The organism is Polaromonas sp. (assembly GCF_030689685.1).
In the GTDB taxonomy this organism is placed as follows: domain Bacteria; phylum Pseudomonadota; class Gammaproteobacteria; order Burkholderiales; family Burkholderiaceae_C; genus Polaromonas.
This window is the reverse complement of the sequence record NZ_JAUYEY010000088.1, coordinates 1-16,183: the sequence shown is the minus strand read 5'-3', so window position 1 is coordinate 16,183 and position 16,183 is coordinate 1. Positions and strand designations below refer to the sequence as shown.

Genomic DNA, 16,183 nt, shown 5'->3' with positions numbered 1-16,183 from the left:
CGGCTGCAAAGCGGCCGCGACGGTCCATTTTTCACCGGCTTTTTGCCCCATAGCTACGGCTATGAGGCTGCAAACCCGGCAAAAACTGTCCTCGCCGGGGCCACTTTTCGCTTCGACGCCTTCTGCCGCCCAGGCTCCTAGCAGGGTCTCGCCCCGGCGGGCGAGGCACTTTTCTTTGCTTACTTTCTTTTTGGCGACGCAAAAAGAAAGTGAGTTGCCGCCGGGCAACCCCCGGCTTGCAGCCAAACCACAGACAGACGAAGGTTGAAGTAGTTCGTGAGCATGGATCCCGGATCAAGTCCGGGATGACAAATCCCGAAGCAAATTTCAGGCAGCCTTGACCGCAGCCACAAGCCTCTCAGCGCAGGCCAGCGCCTGCCCCGCATCCCGCGCCTCCACCATCACCCGCAGCAAGGGCTCGGTGCCGCTCGCGCGTATCAGCACCCGGCCGTTGTTGCCAAGCTCCGCCTGCACGGCTTTGGTTTCCGACGCCAGCAGCTCGCTGCCTGCCCAGTCCTGCCCGGCCTGCAACCGCACGTTGATCAGCGTCTGCGGGAACAAGGTGACGTCGACCAGCAGTTGCGCCAGGGTCTTGCCGCTGCGCACGCAGGCCTGCAGCACCTGCAACGCGCTGATCAGGCCGTCGCCGGTGCTGTGTTTGTCCAGTGCCAGCAGGTGGCCAGAGCCTTCACCTCCCAACAGCCAACCTTTTTTCTCAAGTTCCTCAAGCACGTAACGGTCGCCGACCTTGGCGCGCACAAACTCTACGCCTCTGGCCTGCAGCGCCACTTCCACTGCCATGTTGGTCATCAAGGTGCCAACGGCACCGGGCACTTTTTCGCCGCGCTCCAGGCGTTCGGCCACCATCAGGTACAGTACCTCGTCGCCGTTGAACAGCCGGCCTTCGGCATCGACCAGTTGCAAGCGGTCGGCGTCGCCGTCTAGCGCCACGCCGTAGTCCGCGCCATAAGCTTTCACGGCTTTGATCAGGGATTCGGGATGGGTGGCTCCCACGCCATCGTTGATGTTGATACCGTCGGGCGAGCAGCCGATGCAGGTCACATCGGCGCCCAGCTCATGGAACACCTCGGGCGCGATGTGATAAGCCGCGCCGTGCGCCGCATCGACCACAATTTTCATGCCCTTGAGCGTCAAATCATTGGCAAAGGTGCTTTTGCAGAATTCGATATAGCGGCCAGCGGCGTCGTCGAGGCGGCGTGTCTTGCCCAGGTTGGGCGAGTCGGCCCACACTGGCGCTTCCTCCAGCGCCGCTTCCACTGCCAGTTCCCAGGCGTCGTCGAGCTTGGCGCCCTGGGCGCTGAAGAACTTGATACCGTTGTCGGGAAAGGCGTTGTGGCTGGCGCTGATCACCACGCCCAGGCTGGCGCGCTGGGTGCGTGTGAGGTAGGCCACGCCGGGCGTAGGCAGGGGGCCGAGCAGCACCACATCCACACCGGCGGAGTTGAAGCCCGACTCCAGCGCGCTCTCTAACATATAGCCAGAAATACGCGTGTCCTTGCCGATCAACACCGTGGGCCGCGCTTCCGTCCGCTTGAGCACACGGCCAACCGCATGGGCCAGGCGCAGCACAAAGTCGGGCGTGATCGGCGCCTGCCCCACCGTGCCGCGAATGCCGTCGGTACCGAAGTATTTTCTTGTCATTGCCGTGGCTCCCTCGTCTGTCTTTGTTGTAATGGCTGGAATGGCCACCGCCATGGATTTTACGGGGCAGACCCCGCGTCGCCTGTAGGAGGGCACGCCATCGCAGCAGCCCAGACCTTGAGGGCCTGCACCGTTTCGCGCACATCATGCACGCGCACAATGCGCGCACCGCGATCCACCGCCAGCACGGCGGCCGTGACGCTGGGCACCATGCGGTCGGCGATGTCGAGTTTGGCCACGCTGGCCAGCGAGTTGCTGCTGACGGCCGCCAGCGAGGACTTGCGCGACCAGCCGGCCAGCACCGGGTAGCCGGCGGCCAGCAGTTCCTGCTGACGGGCCAGCAGCGAAAAGTTTTGCGCCACGGTTTTACCAAAGCCGATGCCGGGGTCCAGCACGATGCGGCGGGCGTCCACACCCAGTGCCAGCAGTTCTTTGGCAGCTTGTTCCAGGAAGGAAATGACTTGCGGCAGGACATCGCCCTCCATGGGCGCGGCCTGCATGGTCTGCGGCTCGCGGTGCATGTGCATCAGGCAGACACCGCAACTCGGGTGCGCCGCCACGGCGGCAGCGGCGCCAGGCTGCCGCAAGGCCCAGATGTCGTTGATGATATCGGCGCCCAGGTCCAACACGGCGGCCATGACTTCGGGCTTGTAGCTGTCCACCGAGACAGGTACACCGAGGGTCACCGCATGGCGAACCACCGGCAACACACGGGCCAATTCCTCGGCCAGTGGCACCGGCGGCGCGCCGGGCCGGCTCGATTCGCCGCCGATGTCCAGCATGTCGGCACCGTCACGCAGCAACTGCTCGCAATGGTCCAGCGCGGTCCGCTGGCCGCTGCCTGCGGAAAAGTAATTGCCACCGTCCGAAAACGAATCCGGGGTCACGTTGACGATGCCCATGACGCAGGGCTGCGCCAGATCGACGTTGAAGCGGGAGGTTTGCCAGATCAATCGGGACTCCTGAAAAGAAAAACCGGGGCATGCCCCGGTTTTCTGTTGGTCAGTCGCAATCAGGCGACGGTGGGCGCCGGGTCGGTGGTCACGGCCGGGGAACCGCCGCTCGGACCGCCACCGCCGACCGAGGGGTTGCGCGGCGTCCAGTCCTTGGGCGGGCGCGGCTCTTTACCGGCAATGATGTCGTCGAGCTGGTCGCCGTCGATGGTTTCCCATTCGAGCAGGGCCTTGGCCATCGCGTGGATCTTTTCCTGGTTGTCCTCGATCAGGGTGCGCGCAACGGTGTATTGCTGGTCGATGATGCGGCGGACTTCGCCGTCCACTTTCTGCAGGGTGGCCTCACTCATGTTGTTGGTCTTGGTGATCGAGCGACCCAGGAACACTTCGCCTTCGTTTTCGGCATAGACCATGGGGCCCAGGGCCTCGGTCATGCCGTAACGCGTGACCATGTCGCGCGCCAGTGCGGTGGCGCGTTCGAAGTCGTTGCTGGCACCGGTCGTCATCTGGTTCATGAAGACTTCTTCGGCGATGCGGCCACCAAACAGCATGCTGATCTGGCTCAGCATGTACTCGCGGTCGTAGCTGTAGCGGTCTTGCGCCGGCAGGCTCATGGTCACACCCAGCGCGCGACCGCGCGGGATGATAGTGACCTTATGCACCGGATCGCACTTGGGCAGCATCTTGCCGAGCAGCGCGTGGCCGGACTCGTGGTAAGCCGTGTTGCGGCGCTCTTCCTCGGGCATGACCATGCTCTTGCGTTCGGGGCCCATCAGGATCTTGTCCTTGGCTTTTTCGAAGTCCTGCATCTCGACGGTGCGGGCACTGCGGCGCGCGGCCATCAGCGCAGCTTCGTTGCACAGGTTGGCCAGGTCGGCGCCGGACATGCCGGGCGTGCCGCGGGCGATCACGCTGGGACTCACGTCCTGACCGAGCGGGACCTTGCGCATGTGCACATTGAGAATCTGCTCGCGGCCGCGGATGTCGGGCAAGGTGACATAGACCTGGCGGTCAAAACGGCCGGGGCGCAACAAGGCGGCGTCCAGGATGTCGGGGCGGTTGGTGGCAGCCACCACGATCACGCCGACGTTGGTTTCAAAACCGTCCATCTCGACCAGCATCTGGTTCAGGGTTTGTTCGCGCTCGTCGTTGCCGCCGCCCAGGCCTGCGCCACGCTGGCGGCCGACGGCGTCGATCTCGTCGATGAAGATGATGCAGGGTGCGTTTTTCTTGGCGTTGTCGAACATGTCACGCACACGGGATGCGCCCACGCCGACAAACATTTCAACGAAGTCGGAGCCGGAGATCGAGAAAAACGGCACCTTGGCTTCACCGGCAATGCTTTTGGCCAGCAGGGTCTTGCCGGTGCCCGGAGGGCCGACCAGCAGCAGGCCGCGCGGAATACGTCCGCCAAGTTTCTGGAATTTTTGCGGGTCTCGCAGGAAATCGACAACTTCCTTGACCTCTTCTTTGGCCTCGTCGCAACCGGCCACATCGGCAAAAGTCACGGGGTTGGTGGATTCGTCCATCAGGCGCGCCTTGGACTTGCCGAAGCTGAAGGCACCGCCCTTGCCGCCGCCCTGCATTTGCCGCATGAAGTAGATCCAGACGCCAATCAGCAGCAACATCGGGCCCCAGCTAACCAGCAAGGTCATCAGGAGCGAGCCTTCTTCACGGGGTTTGACATCGAACTTGACATCATTGGCGATCAGGTCACCGACCAGGCCGCGGTCCAGGTAGGTGGCGGTGGTGCGTATCCTGCGATCATCGGTGGTGACAGCCGAAATTTCAGTGCCGCCCTGGCCTTCCGCGATGGTCGCGGACTTGATGCGCTTGCCCTTGACCTCGTCAAGGAACTCGGAATATCCGAGGTAATTCGTACCGGCGCCACCGCGTGTATCAAATTGCTTGAAAACGGTGAACAGCACCATGGCGATCACCAGCCAGACTGCAATTTTAGAAAACCACTGATTGTTCAAGGATGTCTCCGATAGAGGAACACAAGTCACATGCGCCTGATTTTAGGCGTTTCAAGGGCAAAAACCGAATGTCCCTCGCAGGACATCCCTAGGTTTGAAGGGGTTTGCGGCAATTTTTGGGGTTTACCCCGGCGCATCGGCCCCCTGGCGAGTATTTTTCAGACCCAGGCCGACCAGAAAGGTTTCCGACGAATTGGAACGCGAGGCCTTGGGCTTGACCGGTTTGACCACCTTGAAGGTTTCCTTGAACAGCTTGACCAGCGGACTGTAGGCGCCGCCATGGAACAGTTTGACGACCAGCGCGCCATCGGGTTTGAGGTGGCTCACAGAAAACTCCACCGCCAGCTCGACCAGGTGCGCAATGCGGGCCGCATCGGCGGTCTCAATCCCCGACAGGTTGGGCGCCATGTCGGAAATCACCACGTCCACCTTGGTGAAGCCGCTGTCGGAGCTCAGGGTCTGCTCGAGCTGCTGCAGCACCTCGGGCTCGCGGAAGTCGCCCTGGATGAACACCACGCCCTCGACCGGATCCATCGGCAGGATGTCCAGCGCGACGATGCGCCCGTTCAGGGCGCCAACGGCTGCACCCGTCGGCGAGAGCTTGCGCCGAGCATACTGACTCCAGGCACCGGGCACGCTGCCCAGGTCCACCACGCAATGGCCGGGTTTGATCAGCCCCAGCGTGTCGTCGATTTCCTTGAGCTTGTAGGCCGCCCTCGCCCGGTAACCCTCTTTTTTGGCCAGCTTGACATAGGTATCGTTGACGTGGTCGTTGAGCCACGCTTTATTGACCTTTTTGCTTTGGGTTTTTACTTTCATGCGCCTATTGTCCTCTCACCGATAATCGGGGCATGGCTCAAATACTACTTACCCCCGCCCAGCGCAAAGACCACCGGGCTGAAGCGCACCATCTGGACGCCGTCGTGAGGGTCGGCGCCGACGGACTGACCGACGCCGTCAAGAAGGAAATCGACGCCGCGCTCAAGGCGCACGGCCTGATCAAGGTGCGTGTGCAATCCGACGACCGCGCCGGCCGCGAAGCGATTTTCCAGAGCGTCAGCGACGAGCTGAACGCCGCGCCCATCCAGCACATCGGCAAGCTGCTGGTGCTCTGGCGGCCCCTGCCACCCAAGGAAAAAAAGGTCAACGAAGACCGCATGCCGGGTCCGCGTGATGTCAAAGTGCTGAAAAACAGCAGCCGCTACGGTCAGCGCCCCGAAGTCAAGACCCTGCGCGTGCTGGGCAACCAGCGCCTGACGCCAGGCGGCAGCGTCAAACGCGCGAAAAAACCCCGGCTGCAAAGCCTGAAAAAACGCTCGCAGGACTGAGGCTCTGCGACGGCCGGTACCCGGCGCAATGATTTTGCGTGTTTGTCCCAGTTTGTCCCTTTAGATCGGGCGCCAACGCCCATAGCTGATTGCCATGACCACACCCAACCCGCTGCTCGACTTCTCCGACCTTCCCTTGTTTGACCATATCCAGCCCGACCATGTGGGCCCGGCCGTCGATGTGCTGCTGGCGCAGGCTGAAACCGCACTGGAGCGCGTCACGGCGCCCGACTTCCCGGCAAGCTGGACTGACATTGCCGGCGTGCTGGACATCGCCACCGAAAACCTGAGCCGCGCCTGGGGCGCGGTGAGCCACCTCAACGGCGTGGCCGACACACCCGAACTGCGCGCCGCCTACAACGACGCCCTGCCCAAGGTGACCGAGTTCTGGACCCGCCTGGGCGCCGACGAGCGCCTGTACGCCAAGTACAAGGCGATAAACGTCGCCAGCCTGAATACCGAGCAGCGCCAGGCACACAAAAATGCGGTGCGCAACTTTGTGTTGTCGGGCGCCGAACTGCAGGGCGCGGCCAAGGCGCGTTTTGCCGCCATTCAGGAGCGCCAGGCCGAACTCAGCCAGAAGTTCAGCGAAAATGCGCTCGATGCCACCGATGCTTTTGCCTACTACGCCAGAGAAGACGAGCTGGCCGGCGTGCCCGAGGACGTGCGCGAGTCGGCACGCGCGCAGGCCGAAGCCGAGGGCAAGGACGGCTACAAGCTCACGCTGAAGATGCCGAGCTACCTGCCGGTCATGCAGTTTGCCGACAGCAGCGCCCTGCGCGAAACCCTTTACAAGGCCTACAGCACCCGCGCCAGCGACCAGTCGCCGGAAGAATTTGCCCGCTTCGACAACAGTGCGGTGATGCAGGAAATCCTGGCCTTGCGGCTGGAAGAAGCGCAGTTGCTGGGCTACCGCAATTTCGGCGAGGTCTCGGTCGTCGCCAAGATGGCCGACTCGCCCGGTCAAGTCATCACCTTCCTGCGCGACCTCGGCCAGCGGGCCAAGCCCTACGGCCTCAAGGACGTGGCCGACCTGCGCAGCTTTGCAGCGGAGAAGCTGGGACTGGCTGACCCGAAACCCTGGGACTTCGCGTACATCGGTGAAAAACTCAAGGAAGCGCGTTATGCCTTCAGCGAGCAGGAGGTCAAGCAGTACTTCACCGCGCCCAAAGTGCTGGCTGGCCTGTTCAAGATTGTCGAAACCTTGTTTGAAGTGGCGATACGCGCTGACCGTGCCCCAGTCTGGAAACCCGGTGTCGAGTTTTACCGGATCGAACGCGACGGGAAATTGGTCGGCCAGTTTTACCTGGACCAACCGGCCCGCACCGGCAAACGCGGCGGCGCCTGGATGGACGACGTGCGTGCACGCTGGCTGCGCCCTGACAACGGCAAGCTGCAAACCCCGGTGGCGCACCTGGTCTGCAACTTCGCCGAAGGCGTGGGCGGCAAGCCGGCCCTGCTGACACATGACGACGTGACCACGCTGTTCCACGAGTTCGGCCACGGCCTGCACCACATGCTGACGCAGGTCGACGAACGCGATGTCTCGGGCATCAGTGGCGTCGAGTGGGATGCGGTCGAGCTGCCCAGCCAGTTCATGGAAAACTTTTGCTGGGAGTGGGATGTGCTCAAACACATGACGGCCCATGTAGACACCGGCGCGCCGCTGCCGCGTGCGCTGTTCGACAAGATGCTGGCGGCAAAAAACTTCCAGAGCGGCATGCAGACCCTGCGCCAGATCGAGTTTTCGCTGTTCGACATGCTGCTGCACACGCAGTGGCAACCGGGCGATGATGTGATGGCCTTGCTGGCCGGCGTGCGCGACGAGTTTGCGGTGATCACGCCGCCGCCTTACAGCCGCACTGCGCATACATTCAGTCACATTTTTTCTGGCGGTTATGCCGCAGGCTACTACAGCTACAAATGGGCGGAAGTCCTCTCGGCAGACGCCTATGCAGCCTTCGAGGAAAGTGCACAAAGCGCCACATCGACAGGTGTAAATACCGATGCCGAAGCGGTGTCCGGCACCGTTACGGTAGAAACTGGCAGAAAATATCGGCGAGCCATCCTTGAGGCTGGCGGCAGCCGGCCGGCCATGGAATCGTTCAAGGCCTTCCGGGGCCGCGAACCGTCGATTGACGCGCTGCTGCGTCACCAAGGCATGACTTGACACTGACTTTGGAGCACCCCATGACATCGACCGCTATGAAATTGACCGCCGTTCACGCGCTGCTGGCACTGATTGTCGGCCTGAATGCTGGCGCTGCTACGGCGCAGCAGGTGTTTCGCATCGTCGGCCCGGACGGCAAGGTGACTTTTTCCGACCAGCCGCCACCGGCCTCGTCCAACGCCAAGGTCACTGCGGCGGCAAGCGACAACAGCGCAAGAGGGGCTGCCAACAGCTCACTGCCTTTTGAACTGCGCAAGGTCACTGGTCAATACCCGGTCACCTTATTCACCGGCGACAACTGCGGCCCCTGCGGGTCGGCCCGATCCCTGCTGACAACACGCGGTGTTCCGTTCACCGAAAAAACCGTGACCACCAACGAAGACTCACAAGCGCTGCAGCGTTTGAGCGGTGAGAGCGTGCTGCCCTTCATGACGATTGGCAGCCAGCAGCTCAAGGGGTTTTCCGACGCCGAGTGGACCCAATTCCTTGACGCCGCCGGTTACCCGAAGGCCTCGGTCTTGCCGGCCAGTTACCGCCAGGCGCCGGCCACGCCGCTGGTGACGGTCAGCGCTTCGCCAGCCCCCGCAGCCGCACGCGTCGGTACCGCAGCGCCCGCACCTGCGGCGACTCCTGTCACGCCGCCGCCAACACCCGACAACCCGGCCGGCATCCGCTTCTAAAGCACCTCAACTCAACGCGGTAGCCAGCCCAGGCCAGCCGACGTTCCACCAGCTCCTGCGCCTCGTCGGGGCCGGTACTCGCAACCGATCCAGCCGTCCCAGCCGCTGGCCTGCGCCACTTCGTCGATCACCGCAAACAAATAGGGGTAGTTGACCTCCCCGATGTCCGGCTCATGCCGCTCGGGCACACCGGCAATCTGGAAGTGGCCGACCGCGCCTGTCGGCAGGTATTTGCGGATCTTCATGGCCACATCGCCCTCGACAATCTGGCAGTGGTAGAGGTCCATCTGCACCTTGAGGTTGGCGGCGCCGACCTCGGCCAAAATCTCGTGCGCATGGTCCTGCCGGTTCAAAAAGAAACGCGGCACGTCGCGCGTGTTGATGGGTTCGATCAGCACATCACGGCCCCGGCTCGCGGCCTGTTCCGCAGCCCAGCGCAGGTTGTCCACATAGGTCGGGCGCACCTCCTCGCGGTCCTGCCCGGCGGTGATCAATCCGGCCATCAGGTGAATGCGCGGGCAGTCCAGCGCTTCGGCATAGTCCAGCGCGAGCATCACCCCGGCGCGAAACTCCACCTCGCGGCCCGGCACGGCGGCAGTGCCGCGGTCACCGTTTTTGTCCCAGGCCTCGGCAATGGACGCCGCATCGGTGCCACCCGGCGGCGCATTGAACAGCACCTGCTGCAGGCCGTTGGCCTGGAGCCGCGCCGTCAGCTCCTGCTTGCTGAAGGCATAGGGGAACAGAAACTCCACGGCCTGGAACCCGTCGCGGGCCGCTGCTTCAAAGCGTTCCAGAAACGACAGGTCGGGGTACATCATGGACAGGTTGGCGGCGAATTTCGGCATGGGTGTACTCTGGATGGCTTGGAAAAATGCTACTAAATAGATAGCAACAAAGCTAATATTGGCATGGGCTGGAGGCCGATTTGGCCCGCATGTGACTTACCAGCGCGCACCAAAGGTGGTGCGCAGCACGTCGATCTGCGCGGCGTTCAGAGGCTGGGGCGCCGCGCAGGCGAGACAGACCAGCCGTGCGGTTTCCTCCAGTTCTTCGAGCACGGCCATGGCTGCGGCCGGGCTGTCGTGCCAGACATTGGGGCCGAGTCGCGCCAGCATCACCGCGCGCAGTGGCGTGCCCTGCCGGCCGTAACGCGTGATGGTCTCGCCGACCCGCGCGGCTGCGGCCGGATCGCCCGGACGGTGGTAAGGGATCAGCGGTACATGGCCGACCTTCATCACAAAATATGGGGTCACTGGTGGCAGAAGTTCTTCAGACGTGGCTTGCAGGCTCAACGCCACACAGTGCGTGCTGTGGGTGTGGATCACGCAGCGCGTGGCCGGGTCAAATGGCGCTGCCGCCGCGTAAATGCCCCGGTGCAAGGTGATGGTCTTGCTGGCGCTGTCGCCGCTGAGCTGCTGGCCATCAGCGTCCATCCGGGCCAGACGCGCCGGGTCGAGGAAACCCAGGCAGGCGTCGGTCGGCGTGATCAGGTAGCCACCGCCTTCGGAGGCATCCAGCCGCACACTGATGTTGCCGGCGGTCGCATGCACATAGCCGCGGTCGAACAGGCTTTTGCCGATGCGGCAGATTTCTTCGCGCGCCTTGTTTTCCGTGATTACTGTCATGCCAGCATCGTAAAGGCTTTGGTGAAGAAGTCGTCGCTGCCGAAGTTGCCGGACTTGAGCGTCAGGTGCAATCCGCCATTGGCACTCAAGTCAGAGCTGGAATAACACCAGGGCACACCGGGATCGATTTGCGGCCCGATCTGCATCTGGGTGATCCCCAGCGCCTGCACACAGGCGCCCGAGGTTTCACCACCGGCCACCACCAGCTGCTGCACGCCCAACTGCACCAGGCCACGTGCCACCGCCGCCAGCGTGCGCTCGACCAAGGCCCCGGCCTCGTCCACACCCAGACGCGCCTGCACGGCCTTGACCGCACCGCTGTCGGCCGTTGAATAAATAAGCACCGGGCCGCGCGCCAGCAGCGGCCCGGCCCAGGCCAGCACGTCGGCAGCCACATCGTCGCCGGAGGCCATGCGTAAGGGGTTGATCGCCATCGCCGGATGACCCCGGCTGATGAAATCCTGCACCTGGCGATTGGTCGCCAGTGAGCAACTGCCCGACACCACGGCGCGCAGACCACTGGCGGCGGGCAGGCGGCTGGCCTGATCGGAAGGCGTGATGCCGAAGTTGGCCGGCAAGCCAATCGCCACGCCCGAGCCAGCCGTCACCAACGGCATACCCTGGAGCGCCGGGCCCAGGCGCAGCAGGTCCTCGTTGGACACCACGTCCACAATCGCCACGCCCACACCCTCGGCCTGCAATTGCGCCATGCGCTCGCGCACCGCAGCCTCGCCGCACGCCACCACACGGTGGTCGATCAGGCCGACACGCCGCTGGGTCTGCGACTGCAGCACACGCACCAGATTTGCGTCCGCCATCGGTGTCAGCGGATGGTTCTGCATGCCGCTTTCATTGAGCAGCCCATCGCCGACAAACAAATAACCCTTGAACACGGTGCGCTGGTTGTCGGGAAAAGCCGGCGTGGCAATCGTGAAGCTGGTCTGCAGCGCATCCATCAGTGCTTCGGTCACTGGGCCAATGTTGCCGCAGGCCGTGCTGTCGAAGGTCGAGCAGTATTTGAAATAAATCTGCTGCGCGCCCTGCGCCTGCAGCCAGGCCAATGCGGCCAACGATTCGGCCACCGCCTGCGCTGGCGGCACGGTGCGCGACTTGAGCGCCACCACCACGGCATCGATGTCAGCGCCTAACGGCCCGTCGGGCACACCAATGGTCTGCACCACGCGCATACCCGCACGCACCAGGTTGTTGGCCAGGTCCGTTGCCCCGGTGAAATCATCGGCAATACAGCCCAGAACAATGGGCTTCATGGCTTTTTCGGCAACTCAATGCCCGGAAAAATCTTGATCACCGCGCTGTCGTCCTCTTTCGCAAAACCTGCCGTCGAGGCCTGCATGAACATCTGGTGCGCAGTCGAGGACAGGGGCAGCGGAAACTTGCTGGCGCGTGCCATGTCGAGCACGATGCCGAGGTCCTTCACAAAGATGTCCACCGCCGACAGCGGCGTGTAGTCGGCCGCCAGCACATGGGCCATGCGGTTTTCAAACATCCAGCTATTGCCGGCGCTGTGCGTGATCACCTCATACAAAGCAACCGGGTCCACGCCTTCGCGCAGGCCCAGCGCCATCGCTTCGGCAGCGGCGGCGATATGCACACCGGCCAGCAACTGGTTGATGATCTTGACCTTGCTGCCGGCACCGGCCGTATCACCGAGTTTGTAGACCTTGGTGGCCATCGCATACAGCACGGCTTCGGCCTTGGCATACGCTGCTGGCGCGCCGGAGGTCATCATGGTCATCTCGCCGCTGGCGGCCTTGGCCGCACCGCCGGAAATCGGCGCGTCGATATAGAGAATGCCCAAGTCGTTGAGGCGTTTTTCCAAGGCCATCGACCCATTGGGATCGACCGTGGAGCACATCACAAACACAGTGCCGGGCTTCATGGCCGCCGCGCAACCGCCGGGGCCGAACAACACAGCCTCGGTCTGGGCCGCGTTGACCACCACCGAAACGACCACGTCGCAGGCTGCGCCCAACTCGGCGAGCGAGGCGCAAGCGGTGCCGCCACTGGCTGCAAAGCTGGCGGCAAGCTCGGAACGCAGGTCAAACACCTGCACCGGGTGGCCCGCACGTCGCAGCGAAGCGGCCATGCCGCTGCCCATGGCACCGAGGCCGATCACACCTGCAACAAGACTCATCGCGTCTCCATTATTTATATGGTCATCATACAAATTATAAGCAAGAGAGGAAGCGCTCAAGCAGGAAAAGTCGCCGGGACTGGCCTGAATTCAGGGACGCGCTGCGCCCGACACCAGCGCACTGGCGAGTTGCACGCCTTCCTGCTCCCAGAACGCCGGGTCGGCCTGCCGGATGCGTTCAATCGCGTTGTCCATATGCCGCGTGGCGGCTTGGCGCGCCTTCAGTGCATCGCCGCTTTCGATGGCGCGGGTGATCGCCTCATGTTCGTCGCGCACCTGGCGCACAAAGTCGGCACGGCGCGCCTCGTTGGCGCGCGTGACGCGGGTGACGCCGCGCAGGAACTGCCGCAGGTAGTCCAGCGTACTGATCAGAAAGGGGTTTTGCGCCGCGCCGGCAATCGCGCGGTGGAAATTCACATCTTCCTCGGCGCCGGCGCCGCCAGCCCGCACGGCGTCATCGAGTGCGGCCATCGCCAGGCGAATGTCCTTGAGCTGGTCCGCGCTGCGGCGCTGCGCCGCGAGCGCGGCGACCTCAGCCTCCAGCGCACGCCGCACCTCGACCATCTGGACCACGGCCTGCATGGACGCGGCCGAACGCGTGTCGAAGTTCAGCGGCGCAAATGCCGCCTGCCGCACAAACACGCCGCTGCCCTGGCGTGACTCAACCACACCCAGCGACTTGAGCCGCGACACGGCCTCACGCACCACGGTCCGGCTGACGGCAAACTGCTCAACCAGCGCCGCCTCGGTCGGCAGCTTTTCTCCGGCGGCCGGCCGGCCCGCGCGGATTTCAGCCGACAAGGCCTCGGCCACCTGTTCGGACAGGTGGACGCCGGGAGTGATGGACTGGAAACGCTGGGTCAACATTAATTTTTCCAACTACACGACAGTGAATTGGACTGCACTCACCCTCGCCCTTCGGGAGAGGGTCGGGGTGAGGAAATGAGCGTGCTGGCTGTCATGATTTGTGAAACGCTCAGTAGAAAGTTGGAATTTGTCATATGACTCTACAACATCCAGACCCAAGCAAAACTTAAAACACCAGGGTCTTGACGCCAGCTTCGGTGCCCAGCAGGCAGACACCGGCTTTTTGCAGGGCAAACACACCCACCGTCACCACGCCAGGCCACTGATTGACGCGGGTCTCGAACGCCAGCGGGTCGCTTATCTTGAGCCCTGTCACATCCAGGATGTGCTGGCCGTTGTCGGTCACCAGCGGCTGACCGTCTTTCATGCGCACTTTGGCGCTGCCGCCCATGGCCGCGAACTCGCGGGCGATGCGCTGCGCCGCCATCGGGATGATTTCCACCGGCACCGGAAACTGCCCCAGCACCTGAACCAGCTTGGATTCGTCGGCGATACACACAAACTTGCGCGACTGCGCGGCCACGATTTTTTCGCGCGTGAGCGCCGCGCCGCCGCCCTTGATCATGTGGCCAGCGTGGTCGATCTCGTCAGCGCCGTCGATGTAGACCGCCAGTTCATCGACTTCCGAGGCCTCAAAGACCGGGATGCCCCGCGCCTTCAGGCGTTCGGTCGAGGCCACCGAACTCGACACCGCACCTCTGATCGTGTCCTTGATGCCAGCCAGCGCATCAATGAACTTGTTGACGGTGGAGCCGGTGCCGACACCGACAATGCTGCCGGGCTCGACGTAATGCAGGGCCGCCTGGCCCACCTGTGTTTTGAGTTCGTCCTGAGTCATAGGGGTCCGCAGTGTGGTGGAAAGGTTGGGGTGGAGGGTTTGCGACAATGGGGCTGTCGCACAGAACAACACAAATTATCCAATGTCCCTGCTCCAGAAGCTCCCCTATGCCCTCGCCCGCCCGATTTTATTTGGCCTGGACCCGGAAACCGCCCACGAGTGGGCCATGGCCGCGCTGGCGCGCACCCAGCACACACCGTTGGCGCTGGCCTACTGCGCCAACCGCGTCAGCGACCCGGTCGAGCTGGCCGGCCTGAAATTTCCGAACCGCGTCGGCCTGGCCGCCGGGTTGGACAAAAACGCGCGCTGCATCGACGGCCTGGCCGGCCTGGGCTTCGGCTTTGTCGAGGTCGGCACCGTCACGCCGAAAGCCCAGCCGGGCAACCCCAAGCCACGCATGTTCCGGCTGACGCAGGCCAATGCGCTGATCAACCGCCTGGGTTTCAACAACGACGGACTGGACGCCTTCATTGCCAACGTGCAGCAATCCACCTTTCGACAACGCAAGGGTGCCAGCCCGCTGCTGCTGGGCCTGAACATCGGCAAAAACGCCGCCACGCCGATTGAAAACGCCGTGGACGACTACCTGATCTGCCTGGACGGCGTCTACCCGCATGCCGACTATGTGACCGTCAACATCTCCAGCCCCAACACCAAGAACCTGCGCGCGCTGCAAAGCGACGAGGCGCTCGACGCGCTGCTGAGCCGCATTGCCGAGCGCCGCGAGACACTGTCAAGGCAGCACGGCAAACGTGTGCCGATATTCGTGAAAATCGCGCCCGATCTTGACGACGCTCAGGTGGACGTGATTGCAGCCACGCTCAAACGCCATGCGATGGACGGCGTGGTCGCCACCAACACCACGCTGAGCCGCGACGCCGTGAAAGGCATGCCGCATGCCGAAGAAGCCGGCGGCCTGAGCGGCGCGCCGGTGCTGGCGGCCAGCAACCGTGTGATAGCCCAGTTGCGCGCGGCGCTCGGCAAAACTTTTCCCATCATCGGGGTCGGCGGCATCATGAGCGGCGCCGATGCGGTGTCCAAGATCCAGGCCGGCGCTGACGTGGTGCAAATCTACACCGGCCTGATCTACCAGGGGCCGGAGCTGGTGCAGCAGGCTGCACTTGCGATCAAAAAGAGCCGCTAGCCCATGTCATACATGGGCATACAGCTACTGAATCGATAGCATTCAGGGTTTGGCCTTTTTGGCGACAGCCTTCCCCCGCAGTTTTGCCGCAGCCTTGGCATGGCCAAGTTCCACCCACACCGGCGCATGGTCGCTCGCGTGCTCCTGACCGCGCACCCAACTGTCCACGCCTGCCTCCTGCAGCGCCGCCTGCGGAAACACACCGTCCAGCGCTTTCAGCTCCTGCAGGCAGACCACATCGGGCGCGTCCTTGTCCAGCCACTCCAGCAACTGCGGCAAGCGCGTCTTGATACCGTTGACGTTGTAGGTCGCCAGTTTCATTTTTTCTTGCGGCGGAAGGCCTCAGCCCCGCCACCGCCGCCGCCGTCGGCGAACTCATGCTGGTCCAGCGGATTTTTGCGGCCGGGTTTGACCGGCGCTTCGATCAGGGTGCTGGCGCTGTTGTCGGTGTTGTCTGTGTCGGTACGGGTGACCGGCGGCTCAGTGGCCTCGCCGCTTGCATCGCGGATCGGGGAAGGGGTGGTGTCGGGCATGGTGGCTCCTTGGGACATGCTTTGAACTTAGCAGCCCTTGGTGCGCGGGACTGTCGGACAAGGCCGCAAGCCAGCACGACACATCTACGTCTGTCGGTGACCACTGCTCTAGTCTTACTGTGTCATAAAATATGCTATTATTTCAATAGCATCAATTCTGACCGGAGGCTTTATGGACGCAGCCAAGGAGTTCAATCGTTACATCTCTCATTTGTCCGAGGGACTCGGGCATGCTGACCGCCACGCGGG

16 protein-coding genes are annotated in these 16,183 nt (G+C 63.2%); 4 read left to right on the top strand and 12 right to left on the bottom strand.

Annotation, left to right across the window (positions count from 1 at the left end):
* Positions 1–327: 327 nt before the first annotated feature.
* The 4 genes from glmM to Q8O29_RS18565 all read right to left on the bottom strand — a co-directional run bounded on the left by glmM (position 328) and on the right by Q8O29_RS18565 (position 5,413).
* Positions 328–1,662 carry a phosphoglucosamine mutase gene (gene glmM / locus Q8O29_RS18580; protein ID WP_305565522.1) on the bottom strand — a complete coding sequence of 445 codons (1,335 nt, stop codon included), beginning with the start codon at positions 1,660–1,662 and terminating at the stop codon, positions 328–330.
* Positions 1,663–1,721: 59 nt separating this feature from the next.
* Positions 1,722–2,615 (bottom strand): dihydropteroate synthase, encoded by an 894-nt coding sequence (gene folP / locus Q8O29_RS18575; RefSeq protein WP_305565520.1) that lies wholly within the window; start codon positions 2,613–2,615, stop codon positions 1,722–1,724.
* A gap of 59 nt (positions 2,616–2,674) precedes the next feature.
* Positions 2,675–4,594 carry an ATP-dependent zinc metalloprotease FtsH gene (ftsH, locus tag Q8O29_RS18570; RefSeq protein WP_305565518.1) on the bottom strand — a complete coding sequence of 640 codons (1,920 nt, stop codon included), beginning with the start codon at positions 4,592–4,594 and terminating at the stop codon, positions 2,675–2,677.
* A 123-nt stretch (positions 4,595–4,717) separates the two neighbouring features.
* Entirely contained in the window at positions 4,718–5,413 is a 696-nt protein-coding gene (locus tag Q8O29_RS18565; protein WP_305565517.1) for an RlmE family RNA methyltransferase, read from the bottom strand.
* A 32-nt stretch (positions 5,414–5,445) separates the two neighbouring features.
* Between Q8O29_RS18565 and Q8O29_RS18560 the strand changes: the two genes are divergently transcribed.
* The 3 genes from Q8O29_RS18560 to Q8O29_RS18550 all read left to right on the top strand — a co-directional run bounded on the left by Q8O29_RS18560 (position 5,446) and on the right by Q8O29_RS18550 (position 8,772).
* Complete coding sequence (locus Q8O29_RS18560) at positions 5,446–5,922, top strand: YhbY family RNA-binding protein (RefSeq protein WP_305565515.1); 477 nt, start codon at positions 5,446–5,448, stop codon at positions 5,920–5,922.
* 94 nt (positions 5,923–6,016) lie between these two features.
* Positions 6,017–8,092 (top strand): M3 family metallopeptidase, encoded by a 2,076-nt coding sequence (locus Q8O29_RS18555; RefSeq protein ID WP_305565513.1) that lies wholly within the window; start codon positions 6,017–6,019, stop codon positions 8,090–8,092.
* Positions 8,093–8,112: 20 nt separating this feature from the next.
* Positions 8,113–8,772, top strand: a complete 660-nt coding sequence (locus Q8O29_RS18550) for a glutaredoxin family protein (RefSeq protein ID WP_305565511.1) — start codon at positions 8,113–8,115, stop codon at positions 8,770–8,772.
* 11 nt (positions 8,773–8,783) lie between these two features.
* On the opposite strand, the gene otnI is transcribed toward Q8O29_RS18550, so the two are convergent.
* The 6 genes from otnI to rpiA all read right to left on the bottom strand — a co-directional run bounded on the left by otnI (position 8,784) and on the right by rpiA (position 14,257).
* Complete coding sequence (gene otnI / locus Q8O29_RS18545; protein ID WP_305565509.1) at positions 8,784–9,617, bottom strand: 2-oxo-tetronate isomerase; 834 nt, start codon at positions 9,615–9,617, stop codon at positions 8,784–8,786.
* A gap of 96 nt (positions 9,618–9,713) precedes the next feature.
* Positions 9,714–10,388 carry an aldolase gene (locus Q8O29_RS18540; RefSeq protein WP_305565526.1) on the bottom strand — a complete coding sequence of 225 codons (675 nt, stop codon included), beginning with the start codon at positions 10,386–10,388 and terminating at the stop codon, positions 9,714–9,716.
* 5 nt (positions 10,389–10,393) lie between these two features.
* On the bottom strand, positions 10,394–11,665 hold the full coding sequence (gene otnK, locus Q8O29_RS18535) for a 3-oxo-tetronate kinase (RefSeq protein ID WP_305565507.1): 1,272 nt from the start codon (positions 11,663–11,665) through the stop codon (positions 10,394–10,396).
* Positions 11,662–12,552 (bottom strand): L-threonate dehydrogenase, encoded by an 891-nt coding sequence (ltnD, locus tag Q8O29_RS18530; protein WP_305565506.1) that lies wholly within the window; start codon positions 12,550–12,552, stop codon positions 11,662–11,664. Before ltnD ends, otnK begins: the two co-directional genes overlap by 4 nt.
* A gap of 90 nt (positions 12,553–12,642) precedes the next feature.
* Complete coding sequence (locus Q8O29_RS18525) at positions 12,643–13,416, bottom strand: FadR/GntR family transcriptional regulator (protein ID WP_305565524.1); 774 nt, start codon at positions 13,414–13,416, stop codon at positions 12,643–12,645.
* Positions 13,417–13,585: 169 nt separating this feature from the next.
* On the bottom strand, positions 13,586–14,257 hold the full coding sequence (gene rpiA, locus Q8O29_RS18520) for a ribose-5-phosphate isomerase RpiA (protein ID WP_305565504.1): 672 nt from the start codon (positions 14,255–14,257) through the stop codon (positions 13,586–13,588).
* Between the two features lie 82 nt (positions 14,258–14,339).
* On the opposite strand from rpiA, the gene Q8O29_RS18515 reads away from it, so the two are divergent.
* Positions 14,340–15,401, top strand: a complete 1,062-nt coding sequence (locus tag Q8O29_RS18515; protein ID WP_305565502.1) for a quinone-dependent dihydroorotate dehydrogenase — start codon at positions 14,340–14,342, stop codon at positions 15,399–15,401.
* A gap of 42 nt (positions 15,402–15,443) precedes the next feature.
* Here Q8O29_RS18515 and Q8O29_RS18510 read toward each other — a convergent pair whose 3' ends face one another.
* Positions 15,444–15,722 (bottom strand): endonuclease/exonuclease/phosphatase family protein, encoded by a 279-nt coding sequence (locus Q8O29_RS18510; protein WP_305565500.1) that lies wholly within the window; start codon positions 15,720–15,722, stop codon positions 15,444–15,446.
* Complete coding sequence (locus Q8O29_RS18505) at positions 15,719–15,934, bottom strand: hypothetical protein (protein WP_305565498.1); 216 nt, start codon at positions 15,932–15,934, stop codon at positions 15,719–15,721. Before Q8O29_RS18505 ends, Q8O29_RS18510 begins: the two co-directional genes overlap by 4 nt.
* Between the last annotated feature and the right edge of the window lie 249 nt (positions 15,935–16,183).